This window comes from Marinomonas sp. (genome assembly GCF_039940335.1).
Lineage (GTDB): Bacteria > Pseudomonadota > Gammaproteobacteria > Pseudomonadales > Marinomonadaceae > Marinomonas.
In genome coordinates this window covers 679,243-691,427 of sequence record NZ_JBDVGW010000013.1, presented here as the reverse complement: position 1 = coordinate 691,427, position 12,185 = coordinate 679,243, and the positions used below count along the sequence as shown (strand labels likewise).

The 12,185-nt window shown below is 43.0% G+C and carries 14 protein-coding genes; 8 read left to right on the top strand and 6 right to left on the bottom strand.

Features of this window, described 5'->3' with window-relative positions; all coding sequences use genetic code 11:
* Positions 1–15 precede the first annotated feature (15 nt).
* A complete protein-coding gene (locus ABJF92_RS13005; RefSeq protein ID WP_446816211.1) occupies positions 16–330 on the top strand; it encodes a hypothetical protein in 315 nt (104 codons plus the stop codon).
* A 21-nt stretch (positions 331–351) separates the two neighbouring features.
* Here the strand turns inward: ABJF92_RS13005 and ABJF92_RS13000 are convergent, their stop codons facing one another.
* From ABJF92_RS13000 to ABJF92_RS12990, 3 genes are all read right to left on the bottom strand, one after another.
* Positions 352–1,086 carry a hypothetical protein gene (locus tag ABJF92_RS13000; protein ID WP_446816210.1) on the bottom strand — a complete coding sequence of 245 codons (735 nt, stop codon included), beginning with the start codon at positions 1,084–1,086 and terminating at the stop codon, positions 352–354.
* The gene (locus ABJF92_RS12995; protein WP_446816209.1) at positions 1,083–1,949 is read right to left on the bottom strand and encodes a BRCT domain-containing protein; all 867 of its coding nucleotides are present in this window, start codon (positions 1,947–1,949) and stop codon (positions 1,083–1,085) included. Before ABJF92_RS12995 ends, ABJF92_RS13000 begins: the two co-directional genes overlap by 4 nt.
* A 214-nt stretch (positions 1,950–2,163) precedes the next feature.
* The gene (locus ABJF92_RS12990; RefSeq protein WP_446816208.1) at positions 2,164–2,376 is read right to left on the bottom strand and encodes a DUF1496 domain-containing protein; all 213 of its coding nucleotides are present in this window, start codon (positions 2,374–2,376) and stop codon (positions 2,164–2,166) included.
* 373 nt (positions 2,377–2,749) lie between these two features.
* On the opposite strand from ABJF92_RS12990, the gene ABJF92_RS12985 reads away from it, so the two are divergent.
* The gene (locus ABJF92_RS12985; RefSeq protein WP_446816207.1) at positions 2,750–3,517 is read left to right on the top strand and encodes a hypothetical protein; all 768 of its coding nucleotides are present in this window, start codon (positions 2,750–2,752) and stop codon (positions 3,515–3,517) included.
* A 57-nt stretch (positions 3,518–3,574) separates the two neighbouring features.
* Here ABJF92_RS12985 and ABJF92_RS12980 read toward each other — a convergent pair whose 3' ends face one another.
* Genes ABJF92_RS12980 through ABJF92_RS12970 form a run of 3 tightly spaced genes read right to left on the bottom strand, consistent with a single transcriptional unit; the run spans position 3,575 to position 7,229 of the window.
* Entirely contained in the window at positions 3,575–4,294 is a 720-nt protein-coding gene (locus ABJF92_RS12980; RefSeq protein ID WP_446816206.1) for a DUF7217 family protein, read from the bottom strand.
* Positions 4,295–4,296: 2 nt separating this feature from the next.
* Positions 4,297–5,394: a phage portal protein gene (locus ABJF92_RS12975; RefSeq protein WP_446816205.1), complete on the bottom strand. Its 1,098-nt coding sequence runs from the start codon at positions 5,392–5,394 to the stop codon at positions 4,297–4,299.
* Between the two features lie 17 nt (positions 5,395–5,411).
* Entirely contained in the window at positions 5,412–7,229 is a 1,818-nt protein-coding gene (locus ABJF92_RS12970) for a terminase large subunit domain-containing protein (RefSeq protein WP_446816204.1), read from the bottom strand.
* A 176-nt stretch (positions 7,230–7,405) separates the two neighbouring features.
* Here ABJF92_RS12970 and ABJF92_RS12965 point away from each other — a divergent pair, with 176 nt between their 5' ends.
* The 6 genes from ABJF92_RS12965 (at position 7,406) to ABJF92_RS12940 (ending at position 12,185) form a co-directional block, all read left to right on the top strand.
* Complete coding sequence (locus ABJF92_RS12965) at positions 7,406–8,284, top strand: GPO family capsid scaffolding protein (RefSeq protein WP_446816203.1); 879 nt, start codon at positions 7,406–7,408, stop codon at positions 8,282–8,284.
* A gap of 62 nt (positions 8,285–8,346) precedes the next feature.
* Positions 8,347–9,378 carry a phage major capsid protein, P2 family gene (locus ABJF92_RS12960; protein WP_446816202.1) on the top strand — a complete coding sequence of 344 codons (1,032 nt, stop codon included), beginning with the start codon at positions 8,347–8,349 and terminating at the stop codon, positions 9,376–9,378.
* A 74-nt stretch (positions 9,379–9,452) separates the two neighbouring features.
* Positions 9,453–10,442, top strand: a complete 990-nt coding sequence (gene gpM, locus ABJF92_RS12955) for a phage terminase small subunit (protein ID WP_446816201.1) — start codon at positions 9,453–9,455, stop codon at positions 10,440–10,442.
* A 114-nt stretch (positions 10,443–10,556) separates the two neighbouring features.
* Entirely contained in the window at positions 10,557–11,063 is a 507-nt protein-coding gene (locus tag ABJF92_RS12950) for a head completion/stabilization protein (RefSeq protein WP_446816200.1), read from the top strand.
* Positions 11,060–11,515, top strand: a complete 456-nt coding sequence (locus ABJF92_RS12945; protein WP_446816199.1) for a phage tail protein — start codon at positions 11,060–11,062, stop codon at positions 11,513–11,515. Before ABJF92_RS12950 ends, ABJF92_RS12945 begins: the two co-directional genes overlap by 4 nt.
* A complete protein-coding gene (locus ABJF92_RS12940) occupies positions 11,508–12,185 on the top strand; it encodes a hypothetical protein (RefSeq protein WP_446816198.1) in 678 nt (225 codons plus the stop codon). Before ABJF92_RS12945 ends, ABJF92_RS12940 begins: the two co-directional genes overlap by 8 nt.

Genomic DNA, 12,185 nt, shown 5'->3' with positions numbered 1-12,185 from the left:
TGACAGGATAAGAAGATGAACTTGATCGAAGAAAACATAGAGCAGGCGCAAAAGATAACACTAGGACAAGTGGATAATGGCACGCTGGCCACGGCGGTAACTTGTGGTGAAACTTTGGCGATTGCTCGCCATGGTCGTGTTGAAAGCTATCTGGTACCAAAGCATATCATTGAAGAATTGTTGAATAGGGTTGCTGTTATTGAGTGTGAGAATCGAATGTTGTCAGAGGGCGAGGATCGGGCCCCTATGAAGCGTCAAAAGGTGGGAGTCAATAAACATGCGTTCAAGAGTGAAATGCAAATGATTGAGCGGAAACAGTCGCCCCAGTGATGGGGCGCTGTTTTTTTAGTGTTATTTGCTAATTTCTATCTCAGATACTTCAATTATTTCGACAGTAAGTATTGTTGGTGTGATATCGAACTGAATTAACAAAGCGCTAATAAACGCCAGAGTAAACAGGAACCACGGTAAAAAATAATCTGGACTTTTTTCACTTGAATATAAAAATTTTATAAACCCAATAATACGAAGAAGTATTGTTTCATTCCAGTTTAAAGGAGTTTGAAATTTATAAGCAAATAGATCGCTCATTGTACCTCTAACCTTTTCTTCATATGTTGCCTGAGAATCTAAAGAGCACCTTCGCCAAGTTATGCTACAGCTATTAGAAACAGCAACTTTATACTTGTTGTTTAAATTATCAGAAGTAGATTCTTTATTCCGTAGATCTTCATAATTAGCTTTATGTTTTTTCTTATAAGTGCTTTCAGCTCTAGATATTATTTTTTCCATAGCTTTAGGGTTGCTTAAGCGTATTTTATCCATGTATCTAGTTATTTCTGAGCGCTGATGAGAAGATATTGCTTTCAAAGTGCTGCCGTGTGAACTAAGCCAGAACCTAGCAGCAAAATAAACTAAAATTAACCACGATACGGGCGCCAGCATTGATGGGTTATGTATTTCATAACTTATAAACTGTAGTCGGATTTGATTGTCACCTGTTGGGGTGAGCTCTAGAAGCCAATACAGTATGAAAAACATAGAGACTAATTTTAGATTTCTAGAGTGGTGGTTAGGTTCTGTCATATGAAATTGATCCAATGAGATTCGGTTAAAATGGTCAATGGATGCCCGTTTTCTCTTAGCTCTATAGCTCTTTGAATTTTCCGACCAAAGCTTGTGTGCTTCCAATCTGGTGAAACTTGCGAGCCAATAATCACATAATCTATGGATTTACTTGGGTCTTTTCGAGTGATAGCCCCAAGGCTTGTGGCAATGGTCTCTATCTGTTTTCGGGAGCCTGTATCAAATACACCAGTAAAACAAATTCGCGCGCCAGTATGATCCATTGAGTTTATTGTGTCGGCAATGTGATCCATTGGGTGTACGTCGGTAGCACCTGTTTCTAAAAACTGAATGCCAGAGGTTTGTTTTAAGAATGATAGTAAAGTGGCCTCGTCATTTGCATTGAGGCTTTCAATCTTTGAAAATTCGACCATCTTTATTACAACGTCCCTTACCGTTGGGTCGTCTACTAAATCGGCATGATTGTTGATCCAATCAACGATGTAAGATAATTCGTCATCATTAACTTGATCATCAGATACAATGCCGCTAATCAGCCCCAAGAACTCATTTAGGTAGTCAGATTCAGTAATATCTTCATAGGATCGATACTCTATGATGTCAGAAATTAGGTTGTTTATATCGTCGAGTTCTTCCGCTGAGAACTTGCCATCCTTTAAGGCATCGTTAATTAACTCTCGTAGGTCTATGGCGTCTGGGTCATCGCATAGTGGTTTAGAGTTCAAAAGCCAAGTGTTGAGGTAAAGCGCTTCCATTGTATTGAGTGTCGTATCTGCGGCAACGCCTTGTAGAATGCCTTTTAGTGAGAAAATAGCCTTTTTCTTATTGCTGGCCAGCGCATAATTTGGGGTTTTTCTGTCCATGGGTCCATCCGCTTTTGTAGTGATAGTGTTTGCACTATAAAACATTTGTAAAAGCGTGACACGTCACAATTTTACTGACTAATAATATTATGTGATTGAAATAAACATCGTATCGAAAGGCGGCTGACTAGTGCATCTGAGCATGCGCAAAGGCGGGTTTACAGGAGCTCATTAAAAAGGGGCAAAATGCCCCTTGTGTACATTCTCTCTATGCTTATTTCCAATAAGCGCCATTAGCGTTCTTGACGCATGTAATTTCTTTCTTAGAGTCTTTGACTTTGATCACACTACCTTCGCTATACACAGTACCAGCGTAGATGCAGAAACTAGTTTTGTTGTAGGGAACTTCCATTTTGACTGGAGCTTCTGCCATGGCTTGGCAAGATGCTACGAATAGGGTGGCAATACATAGAGATTTTTTCATCATTCTACTTCCTTTTTTGGGGATGGATTTTGTATATTTATACAGTATGTATAAATATACAGTTCATTTTGAGGGTTATTTTTAGTTTTTCAAGAGATTTAGTTAATTGTTTTTATAGAAGGCCATCTTGCTCAGAAAAATAACCAACGGATGAACTGCCAGTGGTGAAGTGAATAAAAATATGAGGCTCATCAGTTTTAAAGGAATCTGATTAAAAACAATGAATTGGTGACAAATTAGATGTGTTTTGTCAAAAAAATGATTGTAAAAATTACAAAAAAAGCAATAAAAACATAGAAAATAATTGGAAAATAGTTCAAATTTGACTTGTGAGGCTATAGAATCCACCGCCATAAGGTTAACTTAAGGGAAGAGGATGACGACAACTGTTTATGATGTCGATGGCAAAGTAGTAACAACAGATTCGAGATGGTCTATCAACTTAGATGGACTTGGTCTAGTTAACCATGTTTTATTTGTAGATAATACAGAATTTGAGAAGCTTGCGAATAGACAGACTGTTTGTGTTATTTTTGCTGGCGACTTAGAATTAATATCCGAATGGAAAGCTTGGCTAAACCAGGAAGATCTTGGTGTTGATATACCAAGAACAGAAATAAGCCAAGACAGAACTGTATCTCTCACATTAATACATAAAAAGAATAATCAAGTTCTTTTTGATTGTGGTCTAAAATATCCATTACTAGATGAGCATTCTAAACGTATGCTTGCTTTGTTTGCAGGGTCTGGTGGGATAAATGCATGTCATTGTTGGGTAGAAAACCGTTGTGCAAGAACTTGTATTGGAACAGCTGCAACAGCTGATCCTTATACAGGTGGAGAAATAAAATTTTTAAATTTTGTCAGTGATGACAACAACTTAGGATCATATTGCTTTGATCCTAAAGTGGTTATGGAAGCAATATTGGATAGAGGTAAAGTCATGAATGTACTTCAAGCTGGACAAATCGTAGATCTAAAAGATTTCGACAAAGATGGTGTCATTAAGAGTGCTGTATTAAATGGCGCCCTTCATGCTACAGCTCCAGTTGGTGGTGACTCTCAATTTAAGTGGACTGAAGAGAGAAAGTCAAAACTTCGTAGCGTGTTAGCTGAAATTCGTGAAGAGGAACAATCCCTTTAGAATCTACAAGGGAGTCGATAAAAGGAGCATATAACTTGCTCCTTTTTTTATAGTTTTTCAAACATCCCCAATCCCAAAATCACTCACTAATACTTGGCTAAGCTCAGGTCCCGCTAAACTCACTAGAAATGGCCTCACACATGGGTCATCAATCAAGGCAGATAATTTAAACGACTGAGCCATTTGCATGTGTTGGTCGTAAAGGCTTTGTGCTATAGACACTTCATTGCTAATTAAGCCCAAGATGGCTGTAAGATTACTACCAAGTTCGCTGGTGACTCTATCCAGCAAATCTTCAAAGTCTGCTTTTTCCATTGTGCCTGAATCAAAGCTGATGATGCCTTGGTCGAGTTCATCCAATATGCTTGTTGAAGCGGCCAAGAGATCATCCGTTGCGCCTGCGGCGGTACCCATGATGGTGTTAATGTTGGCGCAACTGTCTGGTACATCATTAATATAGCTATCAATGACTTTCACGGCGCTGGCCACTTGCAGATCGTCCAACATGGTATTGAGTCGGCTTTGTACATGAGCGTTCAATGTGTTGGCACCGGTACCGTAATTTAACAATGCAATTTGACAGTTTGTGACTTTTACTTCATTGGGAAGTGTCGGATCGACTACGGTTTCTTCTTCCGCGGGTAAATATTTGTCTAGCTTTGTTCGAAGGGTACCGCATTGGCTGTTGGTTTCCGTAGCCTTGCTCATTGTCACACTTTGGAAAGGGCTACCCGATGAAAAGGCATTGAATGCACCTTTGCTGAAATCTAATGCCATTGTTATGCACCCTCATTTTGTACGGTTAGCCAACGTGGTTCATTGAAACCAATCTTTGCGCGAGCGGGTAATCGCTCGTTTAACTCTTGCCAAATCGCTTGCTTCGGTATCGTTTCACAGTCGTAATACACTTCACGAACATTTTTTAAATCGCCATGGCCTGCGGCATTGTTTGCCATGATGCTGGCAAGCCCTGCGGGTACGCGATGCATGTTTAGAATATCTTGCTGGGTGACTTCTTTGATCTTGTCGTATTCGTCGCGGTTGCCAAAATCACCAACAGGAATTAACTGAACACGATCTTTTGTGTAGCCCGGTTTACCCGAAATAGTGGATTCCATATTCATGTACAGTGAACGATGGTTACCGGGTCCCTTGGATTGAGTAATGGCCTGTTCAATGTCTTCGGCTTTTTCATCGTCTAAATCGAAGGTTACCAAAATGTAGCCACTGTGGGCGCCATTTAGGTAATACTTACGGCGAAACAGTGTGGCCGCTTCACCGAGCAAAATACTGTGAATTCCAGAAAAGTAAGTGGGCACACCATAAATGCTTTGGCGAATATCGCCGCCATTTAGATGAATGATTTCGGTACCATAATATTCTTGAAAACTGCCATCGCTGTTTAGTAAGAAAAAATTGCTGTCGGTACCCACGCGAACATTTACTGCAGGCAAACGCACATAGCGATTAATACCACCAAGATGGTTGCGAATAGCGAGAAAATAAGCATTGTCGAATACTTCAAAATCTTTAAAAGCCAGCCGTATTTCTTTGCGTGAAATCATCGGATTGTCTTTAAAACTGGCTAATAGCTGATTTTGTTTGAATTCTAATACACTGGCATGGGTACCGTTTGCATACATGGTCTTAGCTAGGCCGGCTAAACTGACAGGTGGTAGGTACCAGAGGCCATTTGTGTCGGAAAAGATGCCAAGGTAGTCGCTTATTTGACTGCCCAACACTGGTTCGGGATCACCAAAACTAAACGCGTGAGTTTTACTTTTTGTTGGCGATTCTGGCATCAGCTCACCTGTTTTTACGGCGCTACTGGTGTATTCACTGGCAATCCGTTGGCGTGGTTTATCTGTCGTTGTCATAGTTTTCAATCCTGTTTTTATCCCATTGTTACGCGCGTTTTACTGGTTTTCTTTTCGGGCTTCTTAGACTTTGAATATTGTCGTTCCGCTTGCATTGCGTGGAATACTGCCCATGCTAAATCGGCATGACCTGTTTCACCACTGCGAGCCGCACCATAGGTAATGGAGCCATTTGGTGTGGTGATTTGGTGGATCATCATGAGAGATTGAGAAAGTTCTTTGTTGCCCATGTCATATTCAAAGCGGCCACCGTCTATTAAGCGTTTAGCCCGTGTTACCAGGTCGGTTTTTTCGGTGACGGAATAGTGGATAGGAACAACGTGCTTTAGACGCAAAGCAACACAGCAATCAAACGTGTCATGACCAATGCCGGTCACATCGATTCCGCACCATTTCACATCAAAGCGATCGTAAATTTCAGCGATTCGGGCGGCTTGATATTCCGATGTAATGCCCTTGAATTGATGGGTTTCAATGACTCGCCATTTTTGAGCGTGGCTGATCGGTATTTCCAATACCACTAATGCGGCATTGTCTCTAATGCGTGACGGATCATAACCAATCGCCACCGGGCGGTTTCGGCTAGGGTTGTCGCTTTCAAAGTCCACGTCTGTCCATTTGCTGAATGCGTCGACCATGCATTTTTGTAGCGTAGTGAACGGAAAGACACTTTCATTATCATCGACGAACTTACAGCCAAATAGGTTTTCGTAATCGGCTTTACTGTACTCTGATTTCAGTTCATCAATATCGAACAGTGTGCAACCGGCTTTCTCTGCATCTTCCACGGTGACTAGATGACGCCAAATTTTGTCACCGCCCAATGCACCTTGCTTGAGTGTTTTATCAGAGAGGTCAATTTCAACTTTACGAGAACGGTTTTTATTGAATTTCGCACCGCTCCAATGATCATAAGCTGGGTGTTGTAAGCTGGATGGCGTAGAAAAATAGGTACGGCGCCATTTCTTATGTGAGGCCATACCGGATGCCAGCTTTTGCAACTTGGCGTAACCGTGAATCCAGAACACTTCATCAACATATAAATGGCCGTGGTAACCCTGCGCTGTGCTTGAGTTAGTAGAAAGGAAGTACAGCGTGGCCCACAGCTTACCGTCTTTATAAAGCTCTATGCTGTCAGAGCCTTTTAGCTCTAGATCAAATGTATCTCGAGCAAATGCTTGGATGTAACCCTTAAAAATCCGCGCTTGGTCTTTCGATGCAGATAGAAAGACTTGGTTGTCGCCGTTCTTAACAGCATCTTCAAAGGCTTCCCATGCAAAATAATAAGTCGCACCAATCTGGCGGCTTTTTAATATAAAGCGGTTTCGGCAAAGGTCGGGGTCGTGGGCAACTTGGCGCCACAGCAATTGGTATTCAAATAGGTTTTCATCTGCCCAGGTATCAAACTTAGATACATCAATGTCGCTAATGTCATTTTTGACCTTGGCTTTTCTTTTGCCGTTTGAACGACGATTACCGCGACTAATGGCTCCTTCCACCGCTTCTGGCTTGCCATCGGCAATGGCCTTGGCCTCTGCTAGGATCTTTTCGGCTTTGGCTAGGTCTTGTTTCATGCCGCCAAAAATACGGCACAAAGAAGTGAGCTCTTGCACTTCTTCTTTCGTCTTGTTCTCACGGTTCGTGAGTGTACTAATGCGCCGGCTTATTTCTATTTCTGCTGTGTCGAACGCCAGCAGTTCTTTCCAGTTGAACTTATCAATCCAGCCGTAGACGGTTCTTTCACTGACATTCAGGCGATGAGATATCTCCGCTGCTTTATGGGCGCGGATATACATTAATCGTGCGTAGTCGATAGTCTCTTGGGAATGTGCCATGCCGCCATATTAGCCGCCATGCCGTCTACAAATAACGCTACTTAAAACGATGCTTTGTGATAGTTGAATTATCGCAATTCTGCGGATTTTACGTGCTGGAATACACAGATTTAGCCGCTTATCGTTGCATTACAGAATGTTACAACTGAATGGATAAGTGGCAAGGGTCTTGAAAAATGGCAGAAAAATCGAAGTGGTTCAAAGTAGCAACGTCTGGCCCTACAGTCGATGGTCGAGAGATCAAAGAGCAGTGGATTAAAGACATGGCTGAAACTTACGACATGGAAGAATACACTGCAAGTATTTTTCAAGATCACTACGGCTGGTACGGCAACTATGGGCAAGTGGTTGCAGTAAAGGCGGCGAAAGACGCCAAAGGTCGTTTGTGTTTATTTGCTCGGATCAAAGCGAACAAGATGTTGTTGGCACTGAATAAAGCTGGCCAAAAACTCTTTACCAGTATTCGCGTGATTGAAGATTTCGCATCAACGGGTAAAGCCTACTTGATGCACCTCGCCATTACCGACGAACCTGCCAGCCTTGGTACCGAACAGCTTTCCTTTAGCCAAAACGGTGAACAATCCCAAATTTTTGTAAATGAAGACGGCATAGTGCTGGACTTTGTTTCGCCTCAAACCGACGAAGAACTGGAAGCGGAAATTAAAAAGCGCCCAGGGCTCTTTAAGCGTTTATTCAGTAAATCCCCAGAACCAAAACAGGAAGACGAACCCATGACAGAAGCAGAAAAAGCGGCGTTTGAAGCGCTGCAGAAACAAGTGAATGAATTTAAAACCAAGCTTGAAGCGCTTACCTCCAATGACGAGCCAGAAGGTGATACGCCAGCGGACTATGCGGCAGAAGTTGAAGCGTTAAAAGGCAAAATCGCTAAGTTGGAAAGCGAGAAAGCTGACTTCGCAACGCAAGCGGAAACGCTAAAAGCGCTAAACGAAAACTTCACCAAACTGCAAAGCGATTTTGCGGCAGCAATGGAGGACAAAACAGGTTCGCCAGCATCGAGTAAAGGTGAAGCGGAAGGAAGGCTAGACGTTTTTTAAGTCATTAAATCATGGGGCGTCTGGGGAGCCGCTTTTTAAAAATTCAGTAAAGGAACAGAGTGATGAGTAATTACGCATTATCAGAAACAGGCCGCAAGCAGTTAGAAAGCTTTAGCCAGCGCATGCATGAAACGGTTGGCGCTGACCAAGGCAAGCAGTTTGCCGTGGCACCTGCAGCCGTACAAAAACTGTTTGAAAAAGCAGTTGAAGATGGCATGCCCTTTTTAGGGAAAATTAACTCCAATGTCGCGGTAACTGAAAAAGTCGGTGAAAAAATCGGCCTATTTGTTTCTGGCTTGGTGGCGGGTCGTACCGACACAAGTGGAAGCACTGAACGCCAAGCGCGCAGCCTGCATTCGTTAGAGAAATTCGGTTACGCACTAAAACAAACCAATGCCGATGTCGCGCTGAAATACAGCATTATCGACCAGTGGAAACACGTCGCGGCGGGTAAATTCGCAGAGCTTTATGCCTCTGCCATCCGTATGGCAATTGCCAATGACCGTTTGCGTATTGGTTGGTATGGCACCAGTGCGGCCGACACAACGAACCCAACGGACAACCCATTGGGTGAAGACGTAAACATTGGTTGGTTCCAGAAAATCCGTAATGAAGCGGCCACACAAATTGGTGACGACGAGATCACCATTGGTGAAGGTGGCGACTTTACTAACCTTGATTCCTTGGTTCGTGCGCTAAAAGACAGTATTGATCCTGTTTTTCGAAATGATCCACGCTTGCGAGTTCTCATTGGTAGCAACTTAGTTAGCTTGGCTGAAAACAAGTTCTATACAGCAGGCGGAGAGAAGCCAAGCGAGAAACGTCATTTAGACGGTGGTCGTTTGCTTGATACCTATGGCGGACTTCAAGCAGAGACACCACCTTTCTTCCCTGAAAACGCGGTCATGATCACGTTCTATTCTAACTTGTCGATTTATCGCCAAGAAGGAACATGGCGTCGAACCATTATCGATAACCCGAAGAAAGACCAAATCGAAGACTTTAACTCATTCAATGAAGATTACATCGTTGAAGATTATCGTGCGATTGCAGCGGAAACAAACGTGGTGGCGTTTGATCCAGACGCAGAATAAACCAATAGGTTTAACAAATGGCATTCGCATGATGCGAGTGCCATTGATTAAACCCATACAAATGGAAAGCAAACATGAACCTAATCCAAAAGCGTCGACTTGCCAAAATGGCAGCGCAAAACGCACAAAAAGAAGCTGCTAAACCAGCCAATAAGAATGGCAAGGGTGTAGCGCCTAAAGTTTCAAAAATGAAACAAAAGTTGGCAAAGAAAAAAGCCCAGGCAGAAGCCGTAAAGCTAGAAGCGGACAAGACCAAAGTAGAAGCTGATAAACAAGGTGATGACTTAGAAAACCAAGTCGATGATTTGAAAGACAGCGTGGAAAATCAAGCGGATAAAGCCGAAGACTTGGCCGAAACCGTTGAGCAACAAGGCGAGCAACTCGACAGCGTTAAAGACGATGTGAACGACTTAGAAAACCGAGTCGATGGCGTTGAATACGATGTTCAAAAAATCAAAGACAGACTAGAAGACGACTCTCAATTTGTCGGTAATCCAGAACTGGAAACACATAAAGTCATCATGGCCGATGCCATTGACGAAATGAAAAACCTTGAAGACATAGAAGATCGCGCATCTTACAAAGCCGAAGCGATTAAGCGTGTTGAAGCATTTGTGATGGGGTATGTGGAAAGTGCCGCGAAATACCCAAACATCGTGGCCGTTTGGATGATGGTTTTCCTTTTCGATTTGGGCGACATCGCTCGCGCTGTACCGTTGGCGTTGCATTTAGCTAAGCAACAAGTTCACAAAATGCCGCAGCGTTTTAACTCCAGCATTTACCAATTTATTTGTGATTACGTCTATGACTGGTCGGTAACACAGCTAGAAGCCAACAAAAGTGCTGGGCCATATTTAGAGCAAGTGATTCAAGCAATTGAGTCTGATAAATGGCAATTGTCTAACATCGTGCACGGCAAAATGTACGCGATTTATGGCAAGCATTTGGAAGCATTGAGCGAAGACGAAGCCGCATTGAACGCCTTTGAAAAAGCCATGGATTTGAACGAACGCGCAGGCGTGAAAAAGAAAATTGAAAGGCTTAGAGCAAAACTAAAAGTCTAACAACGAGCTCCCCGCAGGGCATCGCCAACGGTGGCGGGTTGATTGCTAGTCAACCAACACTAAAGCCGTTTGGTCGATGTTTATTTAAAGGCCATTGGGTATCAGGAGAACAGTGTGAGTTTAAACGGACAGACAACCGCAAGCACAACAACGGGAACCGTGATTACAAACTCACATTCTTTCTTTCCTGATATTGAACTACAGGCTTTTTTAGATAACTACCGCCTGCCAGGTGAATACGATGAAGCACCACTGGTTTATGAACTCAAGACTGCTTTTCGTCATGTAAACGAAGAGTTAATAGATTACGTGCTGGTCCTGCAAAGCGTTGTTGCAGTAGAAACGCTAGAAGTATTCGATGCTGCACTGGTCGATGTGTACAAGACGGCTGTCATGCATTGGGCTCGCTCATCATTGATTAAGTATTTCGAAACCGTTAATCGAAAGTCTGCCGCTGAAATACAGGGTGATCGTAATGAAATCATCGTGACCGAGTGGAAAGGCGAAGCACAGCGGGAAATAGACTTTGTTGGTAAGCGTCTTTTAAAAGTGGCTGAGGCCAATGGCGCACTGAGAACAAGACGAGTTTATGCAGACGGTTTTAGGGCGTCGATTCTATGAAAAAGATGGCAGCGTTGCGTACACATTTAGAGACGACCAGCTGTTTTAAGTTCGAGCAGTTTGATGCTTGGGTAGAAGCGCTAGAGCAAACCACTCGCGGTAAAAATGAAGGAAATAGAGTCCTTCTTTACACAATGGAATATAGGGCGGTGTTCTCTATTGAGCGTTTTGCCTATCAAAAATTTCCAATAGAAATATTACACGCCAAATTAATTACTTGGCTTGCGGACAATGATGAACGTAGCGACATGGAAGATAAAGAACCAAAAGTGGTGTTTGATATTTTTGATGATCATACAGCCGATGTTGAAATTACGTTGATGTTTGAAGAAGACGTTTATATCTCGCCTAGTGAACAAGGGAACATTGAATACGCTGGCGGATCATGGGCGCTAGAAGACGCGGATCATGATGTTGCCGAGACGTTTGATCTGGTAGGACGGAATGAATAAGAGCGGTCTGCAAGCATTTTGGCGCGGTGAGCATGCCGTAAATGCTGAGTTGAAAATGCTAATGCTTCCAGCTGAACGCAAACAACGGGCTCTAAACCAGATGGGGCGCGAGGTGAAAAAACAATCTCGAAAGAATGTTAAACACCAACGTAATACCAAGAACAAGCCATTTCAAGAAAGAAGAAAGCAACGAAGTCGAGAAGGCCAGATGTTGAGTGGCTTCGTGAAAGGTTCAAACATTAGGCAAAGGCGAAAAGGTAATTCTTCGATCACGATTGGCTTTAAAAATAACTTTATGGGGCGGATGGCAAGAGTCCATCAAGAAGGTCAAACCCAGACAATGCGCGCACGAAAAATGAGCGAGAGCCTAAAGGACGACTGGAGGAATGAGCCAGCAACTCAAGCTCAAGCAAATGCAATTCTGCGGCTAGGTTGGGCAACATCAAGACGTAGGGATGGTAGGCGAAAGAAAATAAGCCGGCAGTACATAATGGAAAATTTAACCAAGCTTCAAGCGCTTGGGATGCTGTATGAATTGAACAATAAGCGAAAAGGAAAGCAAAGCTGGCAGGTCGCTTTACCATCAAGAGAGTTTTTTTCAAACGATGCTCAATGGGTAAAACAAATGGCGCATGACGCCATGAAAGCAGAACTAAGTAGAGGCAAATAA

Bases quoted from the DNA above. Each gene is read 5' to 3' on its own strand.
- ABJF92_RS13005 (WP_446816211.1), top strand. From the start codon at position 16: ATGAACTTGATCGAAGAAAACATAGAGCAGGCGCAAAAGATAACACTA.
- ABJF92_RS13000 (WP_446816210.1), bottom strand. From the start codon at position 1,086: ATGACAGAACCTAACCACCACTCTAGAAATCTAAAATTAGTCTCTATG.
- ABJF92_RS12995 (WP_446816209.1), bottom strand. From the start codon at position 1,949: ATGGACAGAAAAACCCCAAATTATGCGCTGGCCAGCAATAAGAAAAAG.
- ABJF92_RS12990 (WP_446816208.1), bottom strand. From the start codon at position 2,376: ATGATGAAAAAATCTCTATGTATTGCCACCCTATTCGTAGCATCTTGC.
- ABJF92_RS12985 (WP_446816207.1), top strand. From the start codon at position 2,750: ATGACGACAACTGTTTATGATGTCGATGGCAAAGTAGTAACAACAGAT.
- ABJF92_RS12980 (WP_446816206.1), bottom strand. From the start codon at position 4,294: ATGGCATTAGATTTCAGCAAAGGTGCATTCAATGCCTTTTCATCGGGT.
- ABJF92_RS12975 (WP_446816205.1), bottom strand. From the start codon at position 5,394: ATGACAACGACAGATAAACCACGCCAACGGATTGCCAGTGAATACACC.
- ABJF92_RS12970 (WP_446816204.1), bottom strand. From the start codon at position 7,229: ATGGCACATTCCCAAGAGACTATCGACTACGCACGATTAATGTATATC.
- ABJF92_RS12965 (WP_446816203.1), top strand. From the start codon at position 7,406: ATGGCAGAAAAATCGAAGTGGTTCAAAGTAGCAACGTCTGGCCCTACA.
- ABJF92_RS12960 (WP_446816202.1), top strand. From the start codon at position 8,347: ATGAGTAATTACGCATTATCAGAAACAGGCCGCAAGCAGTTAGAAAGC.
- gpM (WP_446816201.1), top strand. From the start codon at position 9,453: ATGAACCTAATCCAAAAGCGTCGACTTGCCAAAATGGCAGCGCAAAAC.
- ABJF92_RS12945 (WP_446816199.1), top strand. From the start codon at position 11,060: ATGAAAAAGATGGCAGCGTTGCGTACACATTTAGAGACGACCAGCTGT.
- ABJF92_RS12940 (WP_446816198.1), top strand. From the start codon at position 11,508: ATGAATAAGAGCGGTCTGCAAGCATTTTGGCGCGGTGAGCATGCCGTA.